The sequence below is a fragment of the Pontibacillus yanchengensis genome (assembly GCF_009856295.1).
Lineage (GTDB): Bacteria > Bacillota > Bacilli > Bacillales > BH030062 > Pontibacillus > Pontibacillus yanchengensis_A.
Genome location: NZ_WMEU01000004.1, coordinates 131,475 through 156,519, shown reverse-complemented (window position 1 = coordinate 156,519; position 25,045 = coordinate 131,475). Strand labels below are relative to the sequence as shown.

Below are 25,045 nucleotides of genomic sequence, written 5' to 3'. Positions count from 1 at the left end.
TTTCTTAATTATCTACAACTTCATCGCCATTTCCATTATCTTTGGATTTAGTTATCGGTGAAGGCATATTAGAACCATCGGCAGAACCTTGAACACCGTTATTCACTTCACCATTTCCATTAGGAGTATCTACATGAACACCATCCCACTGAGTTGCTTCTAAGTTAAAGTAGAATTTAGCACTATCATTCATGAATTTATTTTGGACAAACTCAGAGTTAGGACCTGCTACCCTAGTATCATCATCTTTAAATGTAATTTGAATAAATACTTCATCTGTATCTGCTGGATCTACTGGTAAACCTTTTTCCACCTCAGCACCTGGTGCTACAGTTAATGGTGCTAGATTAATTCTATCTCCATTTTTATATGCTGGTTTAACTTTAGACAAATCATTATTCACAAGATCTTGTAATGTTAGTTTCTCATTATTCATAACAACATTATTTCTTGGCTCCCATTGTGAAGATTCTCCGTCAACTTGCATAAAATCAACCTCAAATTGACCAAGGAAACCTTGTAGATAGCTATCTCTACCATCTTCACTACCATCAACAAAATTATCAGCTGTTACATCTAAAAGTACTTCTTTAATTGCTAAAGAACCTGCATTATTTAACTTAAAAATTCTTTGAATGTTATCTCCTGGTTTTAGGTTAGATAAGTCAAAACTAATGGGCTTATTGGAACTTTTCCCTACTACTAAATCTAACTCACCAGATGCAAAAGTATTGTTAATAGTAGCAGTATCGTTATATGCTGCCCAAGTTCCCCCACCAACTAATGATAATCCTAGAGCCCCTGTCATAACACCCATTGCCAATTTTGATTTAATTCCCATTCTTCATCCTCCTAATAAAATTATATTTTTTTATTTTGAACCCTTATGTAGATAAGGAGTTACAAACTTTCGTTGTTAGCGGAGTTCTTCTCCACTATGCTTTTTTCATAATCTTTAAATGATCTAAAAATTGAAACTACTGAGTATAGAATTAATAAAACTCCCGGGATAATCATTAATGCTATGCTTCCAGCTTTGGAATTTGCATACTTCATCACATGTCCCGCATATGGAATGGTAAAGTCGGCATATTTACCTACTACATTTTCTGCCAATACAGGCTTCACATCTGCAGCGTCATTATTATCACCTTTTGTATGATACGTAACTGCATTCTCTCCTCCATTAACTTCTAGGATACGGTGAGTAACCAATGTGTTATCCTCTTTTACAAATGTAATGACATCTCCAACTTTAAGTTGCTTTTTCGCATCTCCCTCTATGGGTTCCACAGCAATTATTGACCCTGTTTTAAAAGTTGGTTCCATTGACCCTGATAAAACTGTTTTTAATTGATATCCAAAAACATTAGGTTCTCCACCAGATGCTTTTGAAGTAATAACAACAAAAATCATACATACCATCGCTATAAATAAAAGAATATTCAAGGTACTCCCTAACATAGAAAGGGACTTTTTCCATGACATTACTTTTCACATCCTTTCTATAATTTTTGTGGCTAGTCACTCAGCCTTGGATGATTTAGAACTATCATTTTGTTTACTCTCATCTACGGTTTCGTTACTTACTTCTTCTTTATTTGATTTCTCTTCATCAGAAGGTTTTTTTCTTATTACTTTGCTTTCAGAACTACCTTCAGTTTTCTTAGATTCATTTTTATCTATTGATTCTTTATTAAAATCAGAAGTAGCTTCCTTTTCTGGTTCATTTGATTTTTTGTTTGTTTTTTGTTTGTTTTTTTCTGTATTTGACTTTTCTTTATCAGTATCAGAAGTACTTGGTGTTTTTTGCTCTTCTTTAGGAGCATTTTGTTCTTTTTTATTAACATCCTTCTTCTTTACTTCTTCTCTTTGAGAAGTTTTACTACCATCTTTATCTGTAGATGGTTCTTTATCTACTACTGTCTCTTGTTTTTCTTTCTTATTCTCTTCATTTGCCTGTTCAGAATTTTCTTCCTCTATTTTTGTAGCTTCCTCTTCTTCTTTTTCCTTAGCTTTAGCTTTCTTTTCAAGATCTTCTTTTTTGTTCTTCAGCTTTCCAATTGAGGATTCTAATTCTTCTTCTTGATCTTTAAGATCATTCATCATATCGTTAATACGATTTAGTAACTTATTATCTGATAGAGAATAACTTTCATTAGATGATGAAGATTTGGCATTCCTTGAAAAGGACGACATCCTGATTGATTGGCTATTAGTATTAATATCTAAATCACATTTCAAAAGGATTTTACTAACATCGTTCCATAGAACATGTTTTTCTATATCTAAGCAATCTGAAAAGTTACCTTTAGTCATGTGATGAATTTGATCAACTGTTTTGCTGACTTCTTTGATCTGATTACTAATTTGAATCTTTAACTTTATAACTTTATGTAACTTTTCTATTACATCTTGTAAGTTGTTTTGATAGGAGTGGATTCTATTAGAAACTCTATCTGTTGCTTTATAGAGCTCCTCTGAATTTGCATCATTTGTTACATCAATATTGCTATTAACAGTAAGGTTACCGAACTTAAGATCGAAAAGGTTTTCCAATAATTTATATAAATGATCAATCTCTCTCTGTAACTCTTCAAGCTCATTCTCAACAGCTCCAGGAAACACCTTACAAGCTTCCACCTGACCTGTTACTCTCTCCACATCATTAAACTGACTATACGTTGGAGTAGATGTCAGATAAGACATGCTGCTAATAAGTAATGATGAAAGTGCTATTCCTGATGTTAAGGTTTTCGCAATTTGTAGAGATTCTTTAGCTTTATTTTTTTGTTCTCTTTTGATACGCTTTGATCTCTTTTCCAGAGGAATCTCCCCCTTCTCACTCTTGCTTTTGTCGTTCTGTTTTGTTCTTTATATCGAACTTACACTTATGAGTATATAAGCCTTTCCTTAAAAAGAAAAATTCCAAATCTGCCCATTTTTCTTAATAGAGAACGTCATAACTCTTGTTTTCTTCCGTTTCCTTTTAATTCCTTACTTTTTTGTTTTTTATAAAGAACATTATGTCCTATAAAAAGAACGACACTAAAACTTATCTACAACGCCTATTTCATCAACTCAATCAACTTCCGAAGCTTTTCTTTATCTACATTAATCTCTTTCAGTTCTCTTGCCAGTTCCAATACATCATAGTCAAGCTCACTCATACTAGATCCTCTTTGTCGTTCATCTGTTAGAACAGTATGAACGTCTACCTTCAAGGCATGGGCTATTTTTTCAATAACTTCGATACTTGGATTCTGTTGCATGCCTCGTTCCAGAAAACTCAAATAGGATTTGGATACACCTGATTCTCTCGATAACTCGGTTAAGGAGAGTCCTCGCTTTGTTCGTAAGTCTTTTATTTTCTCTCCATTCATAAGCTTTTCTCCTTTATATTTCGTAAATTCCCCCTCGACTTCAGCCGCTACAACGAACGTACTCAATAAAGAACATTAGATCAAAAAATATGACTCCGTTCTTTATTGGAGTTTTTCAGAAATGCGTTTATTCGAATCGTTTCCTTGTATTTCTCCAGATTATGAAGGATATTTACAAGCCTATTTAATTGGGCTGTACCCTCCTCCTTTAACCGAAACGTATAGAGAAATCCGTGGTTCTGTACTCTTGTTATATCTAGAATATTTCCTTCTAGCGTTAACACTTCATGGCTGTATTGAAACTGAAGACGGTACGTTACTTCTTCCCCTTTTGGCAAAATCAATGAACTTCGAAATTGTATAATAGTTGGCTGTACCTTTGTTACAAGAATGATACTAGGCTTCGTTTTCACCTGTTTCCCATAGCATTCCTCAATCGTGAGCTTGCCTTTCAACTCTGTTTGCATGGCTTTATCATCACCTTCGTTCTTTATAAGATTCCATAAAGTTCTCATTAAAGAACATTAAATTATATATATTATAGAATTTTTTCTATCAAAAAGAAAGATATATTCTTAAAAACTAGCCTATTAACCTAGTCTCTAGACAAATCTTATTATTCTATGAAACAGTATAATTAGTACTTAATCTACAAAGCAGGTGAACCTATGGATATCCGACACCTACAATACTTCATTGAAGTGTCCCGTTTTAGCAGTTTTACAAAGGCAGCTGAACATTTGTTTATAACACAGCCGACGATTAGTAAGATGATTAAAAATTTGGAAATGGATCTTGGTGTGGAGTTGTTTGATCGGTCGAAAAAGCAGCTCGTTCTCACCGATGCGGGGCGTATTATTTTAGAGCAGGCGCAAACGATTGATAAAGCCTTTCAGAATTTAGAAACGGAAGTGGATAACTTATTGGGACTTAATAAAGGGCATATTCGCATAGGCTTGCCCCCGATTATTGATTCTCACAAATTCATGGACTTGTTGCGTAGCTTTCATGACCAATATCCGAATATCACCTTTCAACTTGTGGAGGATGGTTCGAAACGGGTGGAGGATGATGTGAGACAGGATCAATTGGATATTGGAATTGTTGTGTTACCTACGCAAGAGGATATTTTTCATTATTTTCCGTTTATCAAGGAAGATATTAAACTTGTCGTTCCGCCTTCCCACCCCTTAGCGCATCGACAAGAGGTAGAATTAGAAGCGTTACGTCAAGAAGCTTTCATTATGTTCAATAATGGATTTGTACTGCATGACCGCATTTTATCTTCTTGCAATCAGGCTGGGTTTAATCCGTATATCATTTCGGAAAGCTCTCAGTGGTACTTGATTGAAGAAATGGTTGCCTCTGATTTAGGTGTAGCGTTGCTTCCGGAAAGCATTTGCAACCATCTTCAACGTAATTTGGTTACAATCAATGTAACGAACCCTTCTATTCCGTATCACCTGGCTATGATTTGGCAAAAGGATCAATATCTTTCCTATGCAACAAAAGAATGGCTACGCTTCACGCAAGATAAGCTTTCAGATGACACAACAAATGCATAAACATACATTAGACAGCCCTGGATTCAGAGCTGTCTTTTTTATAGTCAGGATAGGTGTGGTTCCTAGATTTCTAGCTCCAGCGCCCAGCGACTAGTGTGCTTCCCTCGCCTCCGTATGATAAGTCAACATCAAATCACGCATGTTTTCGTGTTTCCTTTATCTCCTCCGGATTTTGGGGAAATTTCGATTAAAATCGCTGCATCACGCAGCAACATTGAACCAACCCACGTCGTGTGGACCGCAGCACATACGTCGGTAAACGGGCGCTTCCGCTTTTCTTTTTCATAGCCAATATACATAAGTGAAAGCCATTACATAGATAACGTCTATGAGTGCCATGAAAGATAACCATTTTACCATGAGCTTCTCGCGGGGCTATACTGTGATTGTAATAAACAACGTTGTTTGAAAAGACATGTCTTACCTAGAACCAATAGAAATCATGCATAAAGAAAGGACCGAGGTAAGATGGAAGCAAAGCGAGCGAAAGAAAGCTTAATTGTTAGTACCGATCAAGTATTAGTGAGTGACCTGAACAATTACAATACGCTGTTCGGTGGTGTATTGATGAAAAAATTAGATAACTGCGCTACGTTATCTGCCCGTAGACACTCAAGAGTCCGCGAATGTGTGACGGCCTCAACCGACTCGATTGATTTTCTCTATCCGATTCATCAATCTGATTCCGTTTGTGTGGAATCGTTTGTTTCCTCTACTGGAAAAAGATCGATGGAGATTTTCTGCAAAGTGATTGCAGAGGACATGATTAACGGGGATCGCCGTGTTGCCGCAACGGCTTTTTTAACCTTCGTAGCCCTTGATGATGATAAAAATCCAGTGGAAGTACCATCTGTCATACCACAAACAGAGGAAGAAAAATTCCTATATGAATCTGCCAATGAACGTGCTGAACGAAGAAAGACGAGACGGAAAGAAAGTAAAGAGTTAGCGGAACATATTACCTTGTTAAAACCGTGGGATGAATAAAGGAGGAGCCATGATGACAAAGTTAAGTAGTCTTGACGAATTGTATGACGCAAAGGCAGCTATCGAACAGTTGATATCAACGGAACCGAAGCTTCACGAAAAATTAATTCATGTCGTAAGCCTAACTCGCCAACTGCAAATTCAGTATCATTATATGGGATGTCTGTTAATGGACGATGACCCATGTAATCATACCCCAACCTACGTAAAAAGCTCAGTATTGGAGTTATATCATGAGGAAATAGAGAGGCTAAAACAAGACAGCGATTTTGCCTATGTTCAACAACTTTTCATAAACCACCAAAAAGTAGGATATCCTAAGATTAGCCTGCTAGTGTTAGGTGCGAAGCCTGAGAAAATTAAAGGTTCAACCATTATTAAATAAGAATCCTAAACCCAGGCCAACCTAAGACCTGGGTTATTTTTCTCGTGCTAAAAAAAGTAAATTATGATAACCTCAAGGTAACCAATAGGAGGGATTCCATGTCCACGACAACGATTTCTGTTAAAGATCAAAAACACACCTACACGTTCAACTTAGAACGTATGACCATTTATAAACAAAGCAAAATCATCGAGGCTAGAGATGCGGAAGCACAGCTCTTTTACTTGTTCTTTTACAAAGATGCGTATATCAACACCGTAAAAGCCAAAGAGCTAAAGCCCAATTCTCATGCTGCAAATGCCTTCGAACATGGCGTTACCTTCCGTGCTCCTCACCCACTCATCGATGCCATCATAGCTGCATCTGGACCTTATAAAAAGCACCGTTTCAACGACCTTTTTCCGAAGCTTCAAAAGCAACACACTCTCCAGGAAACAACACTCATTGCGACCTTTTTTGAATCCTTTATTAAAAAAGAACAGCTCATGAAATTTATTAAGACGCTTTATAACGAGGATCGTCGCTCTGGGAAAATGTATGCTTGCTATCGTATTTATCGAGTAGCACAAGCCTTTGCGCCAACACACAGCTGGGTGAAATCACTTGCCGGCGAACTAGATTTTAAAAAATACGCACCGCTTTACGAAAACTTAGATGCCTCCCTTTTTGAAAAAGACCCAATATACGTCGAGCAATTTTTATATGAGAACCGTGACACCCCTGAACGGTTTAACCAGCTGTCCACTTTCCTCCAACAACAAGGACGCTGGATTGATGACATAGCCCTTTCCATCGACCGATTTAACAAACAGCAAACCAATGAATTATATGAAGCAATCCACGAAAAGATAAAAGTTCACTTCGAGAGTGATGAATTGATTCGTCTGCTAGAAGACTTATATGAGCGTGCACCTAATCTTGAACCGCTCCAACAGGATATACTGGATACGTACTTGAAACAGGATCAGCCTGAAAGAGCGCTGAAGCTGATTGCAACGCATCATATAGAACTGCATCCTTCTCAGGTCAAAACATTTGATCACATCGTCGACCACATTGATTTGGAATCAAGCTCTGTATCTATAGAAGAATTAAATACGGTGATTGGCTCACTTTTCACCACGATACCAAGGCAAGCCGAGGCCTTGTTGCAAAAAGCGATTCGAATGCTGATGAAAGAACACAGCATTTCGTATATCCAGCAATGGCTCAACCCACTGCGAGATGTACCAGAAGCACAACAAACGATAGCAAAAGTGGATCAAATCCAGGAACTCGAGGACGATCCAAACAAACAACTGCAGCTGGGCGAACTGTATTACGAGTTCAATCAACTAAATCAAGCGATTGAGTGCTTCAGTTGGGAAATGGAGCTCAATGAGCAAAATCCGAAACCAGTGAAGTGGTTGTCGAAACTGTATAATGAGCTCGGCATGAACCACGAGGCGAAAGCGTATCAGCAATTGTATGTGGATATGGTGAAGAACGGATAAATTCGGTAGATGCTCCGAAATGTTAAAAGTTGATCCGAAATCGAGAAAATTGCTCTGAAATTTTAAAAATTGATCGCAAAGTTCAAATTATGCTCGCAAACCAAAAAAAGCGCAAGTGAGGTCCAACCATCACCTCACTTGCGCTTTTGTTCTTCTCATCTTTTTCAAAATCTGATTAATCACTTCCGAGAACACAAGCCCAAACGCAATCGCTCCGGATATCATAAATGCTTTCGCCGCAATGGAGATAGCGAGGCTGTAGTCATTTTGCACAAAGCTTCGCATCGCGTCATACGCAAGACTACCTGGTACGAGTGGGATAATTCCCGCTACGCTAAATACAATCATAGGCGTTTTGTACATACGTGCAAGCATCTGGCTGACCATGGCAATCACAAAGGAGGCGATGAGTGTAGCAGGGACACTATCGACTTCTTCCCACACTAAGGATATGTAAATGACCCAGCCAATCATGCCGACGAGGCCACATTTGATGAGCGTATTTCTTGGCGCTTGAAAGATGATTCCAAAAGCAGCTGATGCAAAAAAGCTTGCTATGATGTGTTCAATCAACATAGTCATTCCTCACGATCTCTAAAATAGTGCAAACATAACAGCAATACCTGCCCCAATCGCAAATGCCGTTAGAAAGGCCTCCGCCCCTTTGGCGAGTCCTGAAATAAGATGACCTGCCATCAAATCCCTTACGGCGTTGGTGATAAGCAGACCTGGTACCAACGGCATGACAGAACCAACAACTACCTTATCAACTTCCTCCCCAATACCTAATGAAAAAAGAAAAAAGGCCGTAAAACCAATCATCAACGAGGCAATGAATTCAGCAACAAATTTTATTTCAAACAATCGAATAAAATTAATTAATGCAATAAATCCTAGCCCTCCTGCTATGCAAGCTGGTAGGAAATCGTACCAACTCCCCTGGAACATGATGCTAAAGAAACCACTCGCTAACGTAGCAGCGATGATTTGCATTAGCATGGAATAATCGGTAGGACTGGTTTCAATTTTTCTAAGCTCTTTATACGCTTCCTGAATAGACATGTCTCCACTTGTAATGTTTCTAGAGACATTATTCGCAAGCTTTACTTTTTCGAGATTTGTCGCTCGATCTGAGATCCTTACCAATTTTGCAGGGGCACCAGGGCTAATCGTAAACACAATCCCGGTAGGGGTTACATAACTTTGTGCTTCATCCCGTCCAAAAGATTGGGCAATCCGCGTCATCGTATCTTCCACACGATAGGTCTCCGCTCCATTTTGCATCATCATTTTCCCTATTAATAAACACAATTCAATTAAGTCCTCTGTACGCTCCACGCGGTCACCTCAATTCATATAACAGTATGTTTAGTGTATCTAAATAGGTGATGGGAATCAACACAAGAAAAACTCGCCGTTAGTTACTAACGACGAGTTTCAGCCATCATATGTGCCGTATGATCAATGCTTTCATCAGAAAGAGCGGAGCAACTCTTTTTTATCCCCTTCATACGCAGCATAAGCTTTTCGACCAGATTCATTTTATCAAAATGATATTCGTGTCCTACAATCTCTTTCACAATAGCATGTTCATATAAAGATTTCGGGAAGCTGTCCACCAATTCCTTGGATCTCACTTCTGGGTCTTGTTCTCCTGCGCAAATATACAGTCCGACTCGTTTCTCTAAGAGCTCCTCTAAATGTTCATTCACATAGTTGCTTAACTGTTTCTGGATGGCACCCATATAGATGGAGCCACCCAATATAACTGTTTCATACGATGTTAATGATGGTGGAGTCTCTTTCATAATGGAAACCGTCTGTACATCACCAGGTAGTTTTGGCGCTAGTCGATGAGCAACTTTCTCAGAACTACCATATTTAGTTGCGTACAAGATTAGTGTTTTCATCCATGATCCCTCCTGGTATTCGTGGTTCCTGAACATGTTTCAGCAAGACATATAAGCAATATATAACGACAATATTAAAAACAGGAAACAGTGCATATTCCATTACTGTCATAGGTATGCCTGCTCTGGCCTGATTGATAATCATCGCAGTGATGGCCGTTAACATCGTAATACCTTTTACAATTAAAATGGTTGCTAGTAAATAACCAATCCCATTTCGCTTCAAGACTAATATCCCTCCCACAATAGCAACAGGGACAATAAAAGCTAGGTCAAGCACCTGAATAACAAGTGTCGTATAATGTTCCAGACCAACAGGAACCCCTCCGTTAACTAGAGGAGGTACTATTCGTCCAAGCCATAAGAACAGTAATAAAAAGGAGAGGGAGAACAGAAAGCCGCCAATTAATTTTGTAGGTAAGTTGTTGTGGAAGTATGTGTGCAGATTCTCATAATCAAAAGACACCATGACTAACGTAAATGCAAAAAAGCTAGCTGATAACAGAATGACGTAGAGTAAAAAAAGAGGATTATACATTAACAAGAAAGCGTACGAGGCATAGGTGTATAAAAAATAACTGAGCGTTCCAACGAGCATAAGTCGTCCTTTTATGCTTCCCTTTTTGTACCAAATTAAAGATAGCAACAGCAAGGGGATGCTTAAACACAACGTCACAATATCCTGGGCTATAACTTGAGAAGCGCCGCTAACAGAATCAAACTGATACAATCCTTTTCCATGTAAGGTAATGACTTCATCATGAAGTGTTTGAATCTCCTTAGGCCCAGCACCTCCACTTGCAAAAATACCAACAATAGTAGCTACAAAAGCTAAACAAGCAATCACCAGTACAAGAGTCGTTATCGATTTTTTGTACTTCACTTCTCCCTTTCCCCCTTATACAAAAGACTCTCTTCCCTTTTGTTATACCATAGTAGATGCTTGTCTCATATAAGGTAATATGGCAGTATCGTGAACTTTCAAACCATATGTTAAAATGAGGAAAATGACATACAAGGAGTGTCTACATGTACGCCCTATTTGCTTTTCTAGTTGAAATCGTTAATGCTATTACTTTTAAGCGTTGGAAAGACAGCGAGAACACCATCATCCATAACTTTCCTGTATATGTGATTGAAAAGGTTACAGATCAAAATATTCTATTAGTTAAAACCGTCGCACCTGATAACGAAGATCAACATGGCAAGGTATTCGAAGTACCAGTTGATCGAGTGGAGAAGTATGAAATAGGCCAACAACTGGATTTCACAGTGTATTCGAATTCCTTCGATGATGTATGGAACTTGGATGAAACGAAATTCAAGCTAGCTCCACTATAAATCGGCTATACTAAGAAAAAGGAAGGTATCATCTATTTGGGATGATACCTTCCTTTTTCCAATTCAATAACAATATATCCACTAGCTAACTTTTCTAATCATTCTTCTGCTTTAACTTAATTTCTCTAACCTTCTGCCTTTGCTCATCTGGCCACCAAGCTCCACAATCATCCGATACAACACATGCCGCACAGGTCTCCAAGTCATACACTTTCATACCAGTAATAGGTGGGGCATATAAATGAAGCGTTACAAGTCCTGCATCACTAGTTCCCTTCATTTTATGAACGCCTTTTTTCGGAGCAAAAAACACACTTCTTTCTGACTCATTCATAGAAAACAATTCTTCTGGAATCTGATTTCCGTTCACTTCATATATGGTATTTTCTGATGTCCCTCTAATCACCTGAATCCATCCATACGAATGGCCATGATCATGTGGAGCACATTCTAATTCAGACCAGTTCATCACAAGTAGTTCTACCTGTTCGTTTTGATATAGCAACTTACGATAGTATGGCTTAGGACCAGCTGTATCTAGGTATTCCTGCAAATCCTTCAATGACACATTCAAAGCTAATAATGCTGCTCTAACTTCCTCTGAGGAGGGAGATTGTAGGTCACCCAATATATTGTTCATCCGGTCATTCAACGTCATGCTACATCCTCCTTTATTGGCAACATTCGAGACAACTAAGACTTGCTTGAGCCTGCCGTGGATTGCGCTAGATATTTTTCAGGAGAGATTCAGCTATGCTACACCACTATTTCCGCTTTCTCCAAGGTACATTCTGCAACACCAAACTCCGCTGTGCATTTACAAGTACGACCCCTATTATGATTATGATTCCTCCTAGCACACTTATGAGGAATATCCTCTCCTGTAATAGGAAAATCGCAGCGATTAACGTGGCGACAGGCTCAAGATACATAAACACAGATGCCTGCGATGCTTCTAACACCTCATGGGCCTTCCCCCAGTACCAATACGCTACTCCTGAAACAAAAATTCCCAAGAATAATAAATGAGCCCACTCTACAGAAGTTAAGGAAGAAAGTTGGACCCAGCCTTCCTTTTTAATAAGAATAGGAAGCGTTAGGACAAAACCAAGCAAACTCATATAAAACGTAATGACAAGAGAGGGGAGAGGAATCCTCAAACGCTTCAACAGTACAGAGTACACGGCCCAATTTAATGTACTTAAAATCATTAACACATACCCAATATTCAAAGCAAAGTGAAGAGATTGTCCATTTCCAGAGGTCGTTACAAGAAGAACACCAAAGACGGCTAGCATTATCCCTGCAGCTCTAGGTAATGTGATTTTCTCATGTAAAAAAATCATCGACAGGATAACGGTAAAGACGGGAGAAAACGAGATTAACCACCCTGCATCAGAAGCGTGAATCGTAAGTAAGGCAGTTGCTTGCAAAATTTGATGGACGAAAACACCAATAATCCCAAGTACGATGAGATGTGGTATGTAGGGGAGTGGGATCTTTAAAGGGGAGCGCGTAAGAAGTAATAATAAACATAAAAACAAAGCACCAATCCCAAATCGAATCACTAGTAGTGTGTAGGGATCGAGCTTATCGAGGACTGCTTTAGTGGAGACAAACGAAATGCCCCAGAAACTAATCGACATCGTTGCATACAAAGAGGCTGCAATCTTCGCTCTATTAGAAATCATAACAAGCATACCCTTTCCACTTAAATCTATGTTGTTATCATCCTATGCTTGTCTAAATTCAATAGAACAAAGGGAGTAAGGAGAACATAAGATTTCCTGATATAAGAGCCCTTTCTTTGAGTGATTCACATCATTAGAAAAGCCCCAGACAATATAGTCTGAGGCTAGACTTACAGATTATTAGATTAGTTATTTAAAGCTCTATGAAGGAAAATAGAGAACTTCACTCGAGGTACGTTGTCGTTTGCTGTATATTCCACTTCTGTGAAGATACCAGCATCTTTCATTGTCTCTACATTCTCTTCAAAAGAACCAGTTTCGCCAAGGTCTAGCGTATCTACGAAAAGTTCAGCTAATTTTCCAAACGTTAAGTCGCCTTCCATTTCTACTTCTACTTCTTCATCTGTGGAGTTTTCAAGTAGAATTTCCGCTTGGCGTACTGTGATTTTATTTTGTGGTTTGAATGTATTGTCCATGAAACCATGGATAATATCTTTCATGACTAGATCTTGTACTTCTTTGAAACCAAAGTCGTCCTTATCGAAGTCTTTGAATTTCACGTGGTCTTTCTTCTTATCATCGTCATCATCTTTGCCATGGTCATCACGTGCCTTGTCATTTTCTAGCACCTTGAAGATGCTCTTAGCTTGATCGGTATTATCCGTCATACCCATGAACATTTCTTTACCAGGACCGTATGCATATACTTGTACGTCTACCCCTGTGTGGCCGCCCGTAGTCCAGCCTGCACGAGCACGAACGTTAAAGATTTCTGCAACTGCATCGGACACAGCATAACTATTCTCATCTAATTGTTCTTTCGCTTCTTCTACAGATTGGGCTTCTTCGTCGGTAATTTCAAATTCTGTGTATTCGTTCAAGATATCTTTTACATTTGCGCCATTCTCAATCTTTTCAGCAAAGAAGTCTGGAGTTCGCTTCACATCTTTTATTGCCTGTGGATCAAATTTGTAAGGTCCACCACGACCAATGCTTAACCCACCAGTGGAGTGGTCAGCTGTAGCCACAACTAATGTATGCTTGTCCTTTTTCGCAAATTCAATTGCTGCATTAAAGGCCTTTTCAAAGTCTTCCATTTCACTCATAGCACCCACGATATCGTTTCCGTGACCTGCCCAGTCAATTTGACTTCCTTCTACCATTAGGAAGAAGCCGTCTTCATCTTTATTCAGTCGATCAATTGCACTTGTTGTCATTTCTTTTAGGGATGGGATTTCTTCTGTACGGTCTTTCATTTTAGGAAGACCAACAGGTGCGAATAAACCGATTACTTGCTCATTGTCATCGTTTTCTAGCTCTTCACTTGTCGTTACATAGCTATAACCGTCTTCTTGGAACTCTTTTGTAAGATCACGATCTTCACGGTCAAAATAGTTCGTTCCGCCACCAAGAAGGACATCGACTTTATGCTCCCCATCAATCAATTCATCATAATAATCATCTGCTATTTCATTGTAGTTATTACGACTTACATTGTGTGTACCATAGGAAGCAGGCGTCGCGTGGTTGATATGAGACGTTGCCACAAGCCCTGTAGATTTGCCGTTTTCTTTTGCTTGCTCTAGAACTGTCTCTACTTCAGACTCATCATTATCAACTGCAACAGCACCATTATACGTTTTAATGCCTGATGACATCGACGTCGCTGCTGCTGAAGAGTCTGTGATGTTCTCTTCAGGGTCATCCGCGTTTGTTTTTTGCATTCCAACTAAGTATGGGTCAAAACCAGTAGGCTCCATCATTTCTGTAGATGGGTCATCTTTTAAGTAACGATAGGCCGTTGTATAAGCAGGCCCCATACCGTCACCAATCAAAAAGATAACATTTTCAATCTTATGATGTTTGTTCTCCTTGTGTTTCTTGTCCATATGATCATCTGCACTTACAGATGATACTCCCGTAAATCCACTAAGTACCATTGACGTTACCGCAGCAATTGACAATACCTTCAAGGATAGCTTATTTTTTCGCAATGAAATTCCCCTCCCATATTTTGAATACAGTTGTAAGAATAACATGAGAGCACTTCAATTATTTTAATTTTTCGTAAATTTCGTGTAAAATTGTCAAATTTGAGAAAATATTGTCAGTACTATTATCCCACTCTCTATAAAAAGGGAGGGACTTTCGTAACAAGTGGTTTGTAATAAGATGTTCGTCTCGTTAATATTAATTTTTCTTGATTTAACCACCAGTCTGTTTTCATTGTATGGAATTGATTCACTAATACTTCCTCTTGGCTATCAGAAGCAATGACCGTTTGATCATGAACATAATTTTGATCAAGATTGTAGATTGCACTTCGTCCTTTAAACTCTATAGAAGTGCCCACAAAATTCGATACAATCGTATAAGCCTGCGCTCCTTTAGCCACTGCATCCCAAGTAGACACGGTCCCTTTTGGGTACGGTCGCGGAAATATCTGTTGGTTCATAGATAGTTCCACACCGTGTTCTCCACTCCAACTCGCTGGAATACAAATCATATCTGCTCGTTTCACCGCTAATACAGAGGCAACTTCTGGAAACGTGGCATCATACCCAATCATCATCCCAACACGCCCAAATCCATTCACTGGCGTCACGAAGATTCGATCACCTGGTGTAGCCCATTTATCATTCTGTTCATTTAAATGAATTTTACGATGCTTGCCAATTACTTCTCCTTGTGGACTGATTAATAGGGCTGCATTATAAAAGTGGGGCATTTCTTGTTCAGCAAATCCAAACACGATATGTGCTTCTACCTCACGTGCTAGCTGCTTCATTTCCTGTATAGTGGGGCCATCATCCGTTTCTGCAAAAGGATGAATGTCTTGTTTTCTAATCGTTTTTACTGGTCCAATTAAGGAAAGCTCTGGCAAGACAATTAAATTGACGTCACCCTCCACTTTTTCTCTAACCAGTTTTTTTACCTTACTAAGGTTAGCTTGTTTATCCCCAATGATTGGTTCATATTGGAGAGTAGCTGCCTTTATCGATCGAGAATGTGTATTTTTCGTATAATCCCACGGACCTAAAAAAAGCATGAGTTCTTTATACGCATCCATTCTTCGTTCCAGCATTCTACTTTTAGCGTGATTCTGGTAGTCACTCGTATTAATAGTTCCATAGAGTATAGAAGGGGAACATCCTGTAACTTCACTCGTGAACGGAGCTTCTGCAATCTTTTCGCCGTTAGGTGCCCAAATAGCGCTAGCCCCTATCATATTAAAGTCTTCTTCTTTGTCTGACCGGTTCGCACTCACAATATAGAGGCCATTCATTTCTGCCCAATGCTGAAGCATTGAGATAGATGCTCCTGAAGAATTGGTTGGAAAGCATAGGATATCCGCTCCATTTACTGCAGCAAGACGAACAGACTCCAAGTACGTTGCGTCCTGACATATAATCATCGCTATATTCCCAATTTCTGTTTCAAATACTGGACAACCAATATCCCCCCAGCAGGACCAGTAATTTTCGACCACCCACTGGTGAATTTTTCGGTACTTTCCAATATATCCCTCAGGTCCAACCAACGCTGCCGAATTATAATAGAGACCTGTTTCACTATCCAACTCAGCCATTCCAATGACAATATGAGTCTGATATGCTTTAGCGATTTCACTGAACTGAGCTGTGGTAAGTCCAGGGATTGTATCAACATATGGGGATATAGCAGAACGATCAAGATAATGGTACCCTGTTGTAGCCATCTCTGGTGTTACAATCAGCTCTGCTCCATTTTCAGCTGCCTCACGGACTAACCCATTCAATTCCTTAATATTGGCATTTCGACGGTTTAACTTCGGATTGAATTGAATCGCAGCTATCTTTCTCTGCTGTTGTGGCATGCATTCTCCTCCATTTTCCATTCGTTTACGTATATACTACTTGAGAATGAAACACGTGTAAAAGATTCAACAACTTGCTTCTAATATAGGACATAAACAAGTTCTTGCTCTCAACCCTACCCGTATTAAGATTTTTGTATTAGAATAAGAGTGGTTGTTTGTTGGACAAAAGGAGGACAAGAACACATGCAAAAAGATATTAAATTAGTCGCGATAGATATGGACGGTACGTTACTAAATAAACATCATGAAATATCTGAAGAAAATCGTAACGCCATTCATAAAGCGAAAGAACAAGGCATCCATGTCGTCATTAGCACAGGCAGAGCCTTGTCCACCTGTAAAGATATTATTACGACACTTGGAGAATCTGCCTACCTTGTCACCATCAATGGAGGAGAAATCTACGATCAGGATTTTACCCTTGTTGAACGGAATACCCTCCCTATGGAAGATGTTCAGCACCTATGGGAACTTACGAATCGACACAATGTAGCTTTCTGGTCCTCAACCGTACAAGGCCGCTTTAGTAGCCAACTTCCTTTCGAAAAAGAAGTAGAGGATTACGACTGGATCAAATTCGGATTTGAGATACATGATGACGAACTTCGAGAAACTGTAATGAATGAAATAAAAGAAAAAGGTACGTTCGAAGTGACCAACTCAAGCTTAACCAATATTGAGGTAAATCCTGTTGGAATTAATAAAGCAACTGCACTTCGAAAAGTATCGAAGTGGCTCGACCTTTCCATGGATCATGTTATGGCTATTGGAGACAGCTTAAATGATATAGCGATGATTCACGAGGCAGGCTATGGCGTAGCAATGGGAAATGCGCAAGATGTTGTGAAAAAAGAAGCAAACTGGGTAACGGCTACAAATGAAGAGCACGGTGTAGCAAAAGCTATAGAGTCTATTTTAAAATAAAAATACTAAAAAGCCCCACTGAATTCGGATAATCAGTGGGGCTTTGTTTATACTGTAGCCTCAGACTCTTGAACATTGCCCTCATGAGTATTCTCATTGGCAGATTCTTCATCAGTTTTATTCGTCATGCGTAAAGGAATTTCCTTTAAGAATAAAATTAGCACTAGAGCTACTCCCAAAACAAACGTCCCAAACAGAAATGAACCACCTAATGCAGTACTTAACACAATCTGCACCTTATCAATAACCTGGTTAAATACAGGTAACATCTCATTAGGAACAGTTTCTTTAATCTGATTAATCTTATCTGGATCCATCAATACTTGAGGATCTTCAATTGCTTTCACAGTGTCTAGCTGAGAAGTTTGACCAGAAGAAATCGATAGACTTTGCATTTCATTCGTCATAATGCGATTCATAATCGCCCCCATAATCGATACGCCAATGGTTCCTCCTGCTTGGCGGAAAAACTGCGAAGCCGATGTGGCTACACCTAAATATTTATAATCAACAGCATTTTGCACGGTTAGCGTTAAAACTGGGAAACTAAGTCCTAAACCTAATCCGACAATCATCAAGTTTCGAACCGCTCCAATTAATGTAGTGTCTACATTCATCTGGGACATCGAGAACATCCCTATTCCCATGATAAGTAGTCCTGCAATGGCAAAAACCTTATATCGCCCTGTTTTCGTAATCAGTTGACCACCTACTGTACTCGTGATGACCATACTAAGCATCATCGACATCATGACAAATCCTGACTTCGTAGCCGATATGCCCATAACGCCTTGAATAAAGAATGGCATATACATAATAGCACCAAACATGCCCATCCCCATTAATAGTCCACTGACATTTGAAATCGTAAAAATACTATTTTTAAACAAGTGTAGTGGGATCACAGGATTTTTCGCTCTCTGTTCCACATAAACAAATACACTTAACGCCACTACAGACCAACTAAACAGGCCAATAATAACTGCAGAATCCCATGCATACGTTTCCCCTGCCCATGAAAAAGCCAATAAGAGAGGTGTGATGGTTGAAGCTAAAATGATGGCACCAAGGTAATCGACCGTTGTTTTTTCGTCTGATTTGATGTTCGGAAACATTTTATAAATCATAATAAAAGCAACAATACCAAACGGCAGGAAGACCCAGAATACCCAATTCCACTTAAAGGTGTCTACGATATAACCACCAAGGGTTGGTCCAAAGACACTGGAAAGTCCAAACACAGACGCCATTAATCCTTGCCAACGACCGCGTTCACGTGGTGGGAATAAATCTCCGATAGCTGTGAATGCCGTGGACATAATCATCCCGCCTCCAAAGCCTTGAATTCCACGATAGATGATTAATTGATAGATATTCACGGACGTTCCACATAATAGCGCTCCAACAATAAACACACCTATTCCGACTAAAATAAACGGTTTTCTTCCATAGGTGTCGGAGAGTTTACCAACTAGAATAGCTGTAAGACTCGTCGTTAACATGTAAATGGTAAAGACCCAACTAAAATAGTCCATCCCCCCAATATCCGCTACAATGACGGGTAACGCTGTGCCGACAATGGTTTGGTTCAATGCGGCGAACAGCATCGCTGCCATAATGGCAATCATAATGGTCACTTTTTGTCTGTGTTCAAGATGCTCCACGTTACTCCTCCTCACTGCTCAGTAAACTATAAATTCGAATAAGTTCTTTGAGATCTTCTTTTGACAATGGCTCAAATCGTTTTTGCATATACTTCTCACGTATGCCCTCTAAATGAGTAAGCACTTCACTACCTTTATCTGTAAGAGCTAATACAATAACTCTCCTATCACTCGTCGATCGCTCCCGTGTAATAAGCTCCTTCTCCACCAGTCGATCTGTAACAGAGGTAGCGTGACTTTTGGATACATTCAGCGTAGAAGCAAGAGTCGATACATTTTGATTACTTGATTCATTTATTATACGCAAAAAAGCAACATCACTACTGGTAAACCCGTCCCCAAGCTGTTCGTTCATTTCTTTCCTAAAATCTCTAATAAACATGCGCATGGTAACTTCCAGCTCAGAAATCAGCTTCATTTTCTCTTGATCCAATCACAAACTTCCTTTCTCGATATATTCACTCCATTAATAGTACACCTGGTTAACTATTTTCGCAAGATATATATTTAAGAGAAAGGGAGGAGCACGGGGTGCGCGCGTTAAGGTACCTCTGAATTCCGCGCTCGCTCCTATTTCAGAAAAGTCGCCCCTATTTCGAAATTGTCGTTCCGTTTTTCCTCTTTCTCGCCAAAATGTCGCTCCCAAGCTCTATTTCACCTCCCTCCCCTCTCAGAAAGTTGCTCAACACTCCCAACCTCGCTCTGAATCAACAAGAAAGAGAGCAATAAAAAAACCACTCAACACGAGTGGTTTCCTACCTTTACACACGCCCCAAGCCTCTCACTCATCTTGCAAAAACCCAAATTCGAGTTGATACAAGAAATGTTGTCGCTTGGAGGGGGATGTTCGGTATTCTTCCTCGAGTACTTGCTCGAGGAGTCGTTTTTTTGTTTCTTGACTCAGATTGGAATGGTGAACACGACCTCGGACTTCATGTAAAAAGTCAATATACGCTTCATACGATTCGTCGTATTTCTCTGCGATTTCTTGCTTAATCTTCTTGGTTAGCTTCGGACTTGCTCCTTCTGTTGAAACAGCGATAGTCAGTTTACCTCTTTTAATACTAGAAGGGATGATGGTATTTCCAGACGCGGCCCGATCTGCTCGATTTACTAATTGATGATCAGCTGCTTCCTTGCTAATCCATTCATTGACTTCTATGCTGTCTGTCGCCGCAATAATCAAAAATGCTCCAGCCAGATCACTCGACTCAAATGCCTTTCGTTCCACGTTAACAGCACCTAACTGTTCAAGTGCTTCAATGGACGGATCCACTGACTGGGCCACAACATGGATACTTGCACCTGAATCTTGTAGACCAGAAATCTTCCGGTAAGCTATGGAGCCCCCTCCTACAACGAGCACTTTCTTATTGGCAAGATTCAGCATAACCGGATAGGAACTCATGCACCTATTGCCTCATACACGCGATCTCGCAAGACTTCACGAAGGTTAGGATGATAGCCAAGATAGTTACATAGAATGAACGGTTGAGGAGAGGATAACTCTTCAATCGCTTCTGTCATTTCTTGCATGAGAATGCCCGTAAATAACAAATAAGGTACTACGAATACACGTTTAGCCTCTGAAGCTTTTGCTTGTTCTAACCCCTCAGCAAAGGTCGGATGAGCCGCAGCAAGATAGCAGGTTTCTACCTTATGTAGGTTGGTTTTTTGTTTTACATAGGATTCAATCTCTCGGAAATTTTCCTTGACTGCTTCATCACTACTTCCTCTACCTACAAGTAAGATCATATCGTCTGTAGTGGGCTCCGTTCCCTGTTCATGGATACGTTCTAGCAAAATATCAACAATGCGCTCATGCACACCAAATGGTGCCCCATATTGGAACTGAACCGATGGGTGGGCTTGTTTTATAGGCTCAAGTTCATCTGGAATATCGTGCTTTGCGTGATTAGCAGAAAGTAACAGTATCGGTATTACCGCGACCTTCGTCGCACCTTGTTCGATACATGCCTGCACACCTTCCTCAATGGTAGGTTGAGCTAGCTCAAGGAAGCAAACCTCTTGTATTGGTTCATCAATGGTTTCCATGCATTGCTCAATGAATGATACCGCCTGTTGTCTTCCTTTTGCTACACGACTTCCATGACATACATATAGTACAGCTTGCATTGCCGACCTCTCCTTAGTTCACATTTGCCGCTACTACTTGTTCATTTTGCTCCTCTAGTAGCTTCTCATACCAACTAATGCTTTCGCGGAATCTTACAACTTCTCCTACGATAATCATACTAGGGTTTTTGACTTCGTCTCGTTCCGCATCCTCTGCAATAGTTGCTAGTGTTCCTGTCGTCACCTTTTGCTCGTGTGTTGTTCCCCAATGAATCAGGGCAACGGGGGTTGAAAAGCTACGCCCATACTTCGTTAATTGATCAACGATATATGGAAGATTTTTCACTCCCATATAAATAGCTAATGTATCGATTCCCTTTGCTAGACTTTCCCAGCGCAGCTCTTCTTCCTCTCCTTCTTTCTGATGACCAGTAACAAATGCAAAAGTAGAGCCAAGTTCACGATGGGTGACTGGGATACCAGCATAAGCAGGTGCTGCGATTCCAGATGTAATGCCAGGGACGACTTCAAAATCGACGCAGTTTTTGGCTAACGCTTCGGCTTCTTCACCGCCACGTCCATAAACAAACGGATCGCCCCCCTTTAATCTAGTAACCACCTTACCTTTACGAGCGTGCTTCACCAGGAAGTGATTAATGGTATCTTGTTGTAATGCATGATGATTCGGAAGCTTACCACAATAGATCAGCTCCACATCTTCTTTGGCTTGTTCCAGTAACTCTGTGTTAATAAGGCGATCGTATAAAATAACATCTGCCTGTTGGATGCATTTCAGTCCCTTGACTGTAATAAGGTCTGCATCCCCAGGTCCAGCACCTACAAGATATACCTTCCCCATCTAATGGCCCCCTTTATGATTAACTCCTTCTTATTAGATATATTGTTGCTCGCGTAAATATGCAATAATTTGATCACTACATGCTTCCACTGAGTCGTTCTCTGCATCCACTACAATCTCTGGTGATTCCGGTGCTTCATAAGGAGAATCTATTCCAGTGAAATTTTTAATTTCCCCTTGTTTTACTTTCTTATATAGCCCTTTTGGATCTCGTTTCTCGCATTCAGCTAACGAGCATTTCACATGAATTTCGATGAACTCATCTTCTTCAACAAGTTCACGCACATCATTTCGATCTTCCTGGAAAGGGGAAATAAAAGCTGTAATGGCAAATTGGCCACTATCAATAAAGAGTTTGGCTACTTCGCCTATTCTTCTAATATTCTCCTTGCGATCTTCTTCGCTAAAACCAAGGTCTTTATTCAAACCATGGCGTACATTATCTCCATCAAGGACAAAATGCTGGATGGATTCATCAAATAGCTTTAAAGATACAGCATTGGCAATGGAGGATTTACCTGCACCAGAAAGGCCTGTAAACCAAAGAATGGCACTTTTATGTTCATTTTTACGATGACGAAGATCTTTCGTGATAGTAGATGCATGCCAAGTTAGGTTTCGTTCTTCACTCATTACTCTTTTCCTCCTGTTTGGACCGCATCCTGTTTCATCCCTTTGATTAATGTTTCGACTACCTCTGGTCTACTAAATTCTGGAGGTAGTTTTTCTCCACGTTGTAGTTTTTCTCTTACTTTTGTACCTGATAGCATCATATGATGTTCTTTATCATGTGGGCATGTTTTGTTAGAGGCCATTCCATCACACTTTTTGCAATAGAAGCTATGTTCAAAGAACAACGTCTTAATGCCTAATTCCTCTTCGGTAAAGTTTGAGAATATTTTTTGTGCATCATAGGTTCCGTAATAATCGCCTACTCCTGCATGATCTCGCCCGACTATGAAATGGGTACATCCAAAGTTTTTACGTACCAATGCGTGGAATACAGCTTCTCTTGGCCCGGCATAGCGCATCGCTGCAGGAAAGGCACTTAAGTACACTCGATCTTCAGGATAATAGTTTTCCAAGATGACTTCATAACTTTCCATCCGCACATCAGCAGGGATATCATCGGATTTAGTTTCGCCTACTAATGGGTTTAAGAATAGACCATCAACTATTTCAAGAGCCGTCTTTTGAATGTATTCATGCGCACGATGAACAGGATTTCTTGTTTGGAATCCTACAATGTTTTCCCAACCTTGTTTTGTGAAATAGTTTCTTGTTTCAACAGGGTCTTTATAATATTGTGTGAAGCGCCCCTTCGGTGTACGTTTGATTAATGTAATCGGACCACCTACATAATGATCAGGACGATCATACACCTTTTTCACCCCAGGGTGTGCAGCATCTGTTGTTTGATACACATATTGTGCTTCTTTCGATTTATCCGGTGAAAAGATCGAATTCACGGTTAGCACACCGTACACATCCCCTTGATAGACGAGGCGGACCTCATCTCCAGTGCTCAACGTATTTGCCTTCTCTTCTGTAACCGGAAGAGTAATCGGAATACTCCATGGAAGCCCGTTCTCTAGTTTCATATTCTCAACGACAGAGTGATAGTCTGCTTCTTCTAGAAAACCGGTTAAAGGGCTATACCCGCCAATGCCAATAAGCTCTAAATCACTTAATGCAATCGCATCTAGTTCGATTTCTGTTTGGATATGGGAATAAGAATAGTCTGAATCCCATCGATTAATTAATGTTCCTCCATGTGGTACGCTCTTTGTCATTTTGTAACCCTCCAATAATTAGTTAAATGCCACTACCTTGTTCATTAATCATTGCTTTTTCTTCCCGTACTGTCTTAATAAGATACAGCGACCCTACTGTTGCCAAGAACATGCTTCCAATGGCTACAAGGGAATACATATCACTTTCTAAAAACAATTTTACTAATCCATAAGAAAAGACTAAGGAGAATACGGGGGATACGGCCCACACCATTAACATTCTCTTGATAATGCGCTTTTTGAAAAGGATTTGGCCACTTTTCCCAGCTCCTACTCCCATAATGGCGGATGTAGTAATTTGTGTTAGAGGGACTGGAATCCCTAAAATAGATGCCGCTATCACAAGACCCGCACCGATACTTGTAATGGAACACCCTTCAATTAAGGAAAAACGGGTAATACGCTTCCCATTCGTTTCCAGCACCTTGCCTCCAAACAAGAGAACACCAAGCGCTACAAAAATCCCACCAACTACAGTGCCTGTATTCATAGAAAGTACCCCTGCACCAATTAGAGGTCCTACCGCATTTCCTACGTTATTCATGCCTGCTGCCACTGCTTCGAGAAATCCTGCACCAATCAAGATAAACGTGAATCGTTTTTGCCAATTGGGTTGATGGATTGCAGTAGAATGATTCTCTAAAAGCTTTATACCTTTTGCAGACAATAGAGCTATCAAGAAGGCACTAATCGGAACCAAAATCCAAATCAATAACAGAAAAAAAAGTTTTTCTACGAAGAGAATTTGACTGGCAATACCGACTCCAATGACAGCCCCGACTGTTACTTCACTAGTCGACAATGGTATGCCTAGCATATTGGCGATAAATAGGGACATGGTAGCTGAAAAGAGAATAATTAACACAACTTTTAGGTTGATAATGGAAGAAGGGATCACTCCACTTCCGATCGTTTCCGCAACTTCCTGACCACCAAAAGAAGCTCCTAATACAACACCGACACTACATAGAACAAGTGCTATTCGTTTTTTCTTGATAGCACCAGAACCAAACGTGGTCCCCATTGCTGCTGCTGCGCCGCTTGCCCCTATGTTCATTGCAAAAAACAGTGCTACTGCAATCGCCAATACTGTCATGGATAATCTCCTTATCTAT

At 39.9% G+C, this 25,045-nt stretch carries 27 protein-coding genes and 1 pseudogene; 6 read left to right on the top strand and 22 right to left on the bottom strand.

Going from position 1 to position 25,045, the window contains the following annotated elements:
- Nucleotides 1-4: 4 nt before the first annotated feature.
- The 5 genes from GLW08_RS13350 to GLW08_RS13330 form a co-directional block, all read right to left on the bottom strand.
- Nucleotides 5-841: a TasA family protein gene (locus GLW08_RS13350; RefSeq protein ID WP_160849145.1), complete on the bottom strand. Its 837-nt coding sequence runs from the start codon at nt 839-841 to the stop codon at nt 5-7.
- 59 nt (nt 842-900) lie between these two features.
- Complete coding sequence (sipW, locus tag GLW08_RS13345) at nt 901-1,488, bottom strand: signal peptidase I SipW (RefSeq protein ID WP_160849144.1); 588 nt, start codon at nt 1,486-1,488, stop codon at nt 901-903.
- Nucleotides 1,489-1,524: 36 nt separating this feature from the next.
- Entirely contained in the window at nt 1,525-2,628 is a 1,104-nt protein-coding gene (locus GLW08_RS13340) for a hypothetical protein (RefSeq protein WP_160849143.1), read from the bottom strand.
- Between the two features lie 440 nt (nt 2,629-3,068).
- Nucleotides 3,069-3,383 (bottom strand): helix-turn-helix domain-containing protein, encoded by a 315-nt coding sequence (locus GLW08_RS13335; protein WP_160849142.1) that lies wholly within the window; start codon nt 3,381-3,383, stop codon nt 3,069-3,071.
- Nucleotides 3,384-3,463: 80 nt separating this feature from the next.
- The gene (locus GLW08_RS13330; RefSeq protein ID WP_160849141.1) at nt 3,464-3,850 is read right to left on the bottom strand and encodes a hypothetical protein; all 387 of its coding nucleotides are present in this window, start codon (nt 3,848-3,850) and stop codon (nt 3,464-3,466) included.
- A gap of 201 nt (nt 3,851-4,051) precedes the next feature.
- Between GLW08_RS13330 and cidR the strand changes: the two genes are divergently transcribed.
- The 4 genes from cidR to GLW08_RS13310 all read left to right on the top strand — a co-directional run bounded on the left by cidR (nt 4,052) and on the right by GLW08_RS13310 (nt 7,813).
- Complete coding sequence (cidR, locus tag GLW08_RS13325; protein ID WP_160849140.1) at nt 4,052-4,948, top strand: cidABC operon transcriptional activator CidR; 897 nt, start codon at nt 4,052-4,054, stop codon at nt 4,946-4,948.
- Between the two features lie 468 nt (nt 4,949-5,416).
- The gene (locus GLW08_RS13320) at nt 5,417-5,935 is read left to right on the top strand and encodes an acyl-CoA thioesterase (RefSeq protein ID WP_160849139.1); all 519 of its coding nucleotides are present in this window, start codon (nt 5,417-5,419) and stop codon (nt 5,933-5,935) included.
- A 10-nt stretch (nt 5,936-5,945) separates the two neighbouring features.
- The gene (locus GLW08_RS13315; RefSeq protein ID WP_160849138.1) at nt 5,946-6,320 is read left to right on the top strand and encodes a hypothetical protein; all 375 of its coding nucleotides are present in this window, start codon (nt 5,946-5,948) and stop codon (nt 6,318-6,320) included.
- Nucleotides 6,321-6,418: 98 nt separating this feature from the next.
- Complete coding sequence (locus GLW08_RS13310) at nt 6,419-7,813, top strand: hypothetical protein (protein WP_160849137.1); 1,395 nt, start codon at nt 6,419-6,421, stop codon at nt 7,811-7,813.
- A gap of 129 nt (nt 7,814-7,942) precedes the next feature.
- On the opposite strand, the gene GLW08_RS13305 is transcribed toward GLW08_RS13310, so the two are convergent.
- The 4 genes from GLW08_RS13305 to GLW08_RS13290 all read right to left on the bottom strand — a co-directional run bounded on the left by GLW08_RS13305 (nt 7,943) and on the right by GLW08_RS13290 (nt 10,606).
- The gene (locus tag GLW08_RS13305) at nt 7,943-8,389 is read right to left on the bottom strand and encodes a threonine/serine exporter family protein (RefSeq protein ID WP_160849411.1); all 447 of its coding nucleotides are present in this window, start codon (nt 8,387-8,389) and stop codon (nt 7,943-7,945) included.
- 18 nt (nt 8,390-8,407) lie between these two features.
- On the bottom strand, nt 8,408-9,151 hold the full coding sequence (locus tag GLW08_RS13300; RefSeq protein ID WP_160849136.1) for a threonine/serine exporter family protein: 744 nt from the start codon (nt 9,149-9,151) through the stop codon (nt 8,408-8,410).
- Nucleotides 9,152-9,237: 86 nt separating this feature from the next.
- Nucleotides 9,238-9,723 carry a flavodoxin domain-containing protein gene (locus tag GLW08_RS13295; RefSeq protein ID WP_160849135.1) on the bottom strand — a complete coding sequence of 162 codons (486 nt, stop codon included), beginning with the start codon at nt 9,721-9,723 and terminating at the stop codon, nt 9,238-9,240.
- A complete protein-coding gene (locus tag GLW08_RS13290; protein ID WP_160849134.1) occupies nt 9,695-10,606 on the bottom strand; it encodes a hypothetical protein in 912 nt (303 codons plus the stop codon). Before GLW08_RS13290 ends, GLW08_RS13295 begins: the two co-directional genes overlap by 29 nt.
- Before the next feature lie 146 nt (nt 10,607-10,752).
- Here GLW08_RS13290 and GLW08_RS13285 point away from each other — a divergent pair, with 146 nt between their 5' ends.
- Nucleotides 10,753-11,064, top strand: a complete 312-nt coding sequence (locus tag GLW08_RS13285) for a hypothetical protein (protein WP_160849133.1) — start codon at nt 10,753-10,755, stop codon at nt 11,062-11,064.
- Nucleotides 11,065-11,158: 94 nt separating this feature from the next.
- Here GLW08_RS13285 and GLW08_RS13280 read toward each other — a convergent pair whose 3' ends face one another.
- The 5 genes and pseudogenes from GLW08_RS13280 to GLW08_RS13265 all read right to left on the bottom strand — a co-directional run bounded on the left by GLW08_RS13280 (nt 11,159) and on the right by GLW08_RS13265 (nt 16,611).
- Nucleotides 11,159-11,722 carry a cysteine dioxygenase gene (locus GLW08_RS13280; RefSeq protein ID WP_160849132.1) on the bottom strand — a complete coding sequence of 188 codons (564 nt, stop codon included), beginning with the start codon at nt 11,720-11,722 and terminating at the stop codon, nt 11,159-11,161.
- A 106-nt stretch (nt 11,723-11,828) separates the two neighbouring features.
- Complete coding sequence (locus tag GLW08_RS13275) at nt 11,829-12,764, bottom strand: DMT family transporter (protein WP_337193939.1); 936 nt, start codon at nt 12,762-12,764, stop codon at nt 11,829-11,831.
- Nucleotides 12,765-12,940: 176 nt separating this feature from the next.
- Nucleotides 12,941-13,315: an S-layer homology domain-containing protein gene (locus tag GLW08_RS21935; protein WP_337193946.1), complete on the bottom strand. Its 375-nt coding sequence runs from the start codon at nt 13,313-13,315 to the stop codon at nt 12,941-12,943.
- 63 nt (nt 13,316-13,378) lie between these two features.
- Nucleotides 13,379-14,695 (bottom strand): annotated as a pseudogene (locus GLW08_RS13270) (alkaline phosphatase); the annotation flags it as partial.
- A gap of 188 nt (nt 14,696-14,883) precedes the next feature.
- Nucleotides 14,884-16,611, bottom strand: a complete 1,728-nt coding sequence (locus tag GLW08_RS13265) for a nitrilase-related carbon-nitrogen hydrolase (RefSeq protein ID WP_160849130.1) — start codon at nt 16,609-16,611, stop codon at nt 14,884-14,886.
- A 186-nt stretch (nt 16,612-16,797) separates the two neighbouring features.
- Between GLW08_RS13265 and GLW08_RS13260 the strand changes: the two genes are divergently transcribed.
- Nucleotides 16,798-17,538, top strand: a complete 741-nt coding sequence (locus GLW08_RS13260; protein ID WP_160849129.1) for a Cof-type HAD-IIB family hydrolase — start codon at nt 16,798-16,800, stop codon at nt 17,536-17,538.
- A gap of 47 nt (nt 17,539-17,585) precedes the next feature.
- Here GLW08_RS13260 and GLW08_RS13255 read toward each other — a convergent pair whose 3' ends face one another.
- From GLW08_RS13255 to GLW08_RS13220, 8 genes are all read right to left on the bottom strand, one after another.
- Entirely contained in the window at nt 17,586-19,202 is a 1,617-nt protein-coding gene (locus GLW08_RS13255; RefSeq protein ID WP_160849128.1) for a DHA2 family efflux MFS transporter permease subunit, read from the bottom strand.
- Nucleotide 19,203: 1 nt separating this feature from the next.
- Nucleotides 19,204-19,635 (bottom strand): MarR family winged helix-turn-helix transcriptional regulator, encoded by a 432-nt coding sequence (locus GLW08_RS13250; protein ID WP_160849127.1) that lies wholly within the window; start codon nt 19,633-19,635, stop codon nt 19,204-19,206.
- 348 nt (nt 19,636-19,983) lie between these two features.
- Nucleotides 19,984-20,610 carry an NAD(P)-binding protein gene (locus tag GLW08_RS13245; protein ID WP_160849126.1) on the bottom strand — a complete coding sequence of 209 codons (627 nt, stop codon included), beginning with the start codon at nt 20,608-20,610 and terminating at the stop codon, nt 19,984-19,986.
- Nucleotides 20,607-21,338 (bottom strand): sirohydrochlorin chelatase, encoded by a 732-nt coding sequence (locus GLW08_RS13240; protein WP_160849125.1) that lies wholly within the window; start codon nt 21,336-21,338, stop codon nt 20,607-20,609. Before GLW08_RS13240 ends, GLW08_RS13245 begins: the two co-directional genes overlap by 4 nt.
- A 13-nt stretch (nt 21,339-21,351) precedes the next feature.
- Complete coding sequence (cobA, locus tag GLW08_RS13235) at nt 21,352-22,137, bottom strand: uroporphyrinogen-III C-methyltransferase (RefSeq protein WP_160849124.1); 786 nt, start codon at nt 22,135-22,137, stop codon at nt 21,352-21,354.
- 33 nt (nt 22,138-22,170) lie between these two features.
- The gene (gene cysC, locus GLW08_RS13230; RefSeq protein ID WP_160849123.1) at nt 22,171-22,770 is read right to left on the bottom strand and encodes an adenylyl-sulfate kinase; all 600 of its coding nucleotides are present in this window, start codon (nt 22,768-22,770) and stop codon (nt 22,171-22,173) included.
- Complete coding sequence (gene sat / locus GLW08_RS13225; RefSeq protein ID WP_160849122.1) at nt 22,770-23,930, bottom strand: sulfate adenylyltransferase; 1,161 nt, start codon at nt 23,928-23,930, stop codon at nt 22,770-22,772. Before sat ends, cysC begins: the two co-directional genes overlap by 1 nt.
- 22 nt (nt 23,931-23,952) lie before the next feature.
- Nucleotides 23,953-25,026, bottom strand: a complete 1,074-nt coding sequence (locus tag GLW08_RS13220; protein WP_160849121.1) for an inorganic phosphate transporter — start codon at nt 25,024-25,026, stop codon at nt 23,953-23,955.
- Nucleotides 25,027-25,045 lie beyond the last annotated feature (19 nt).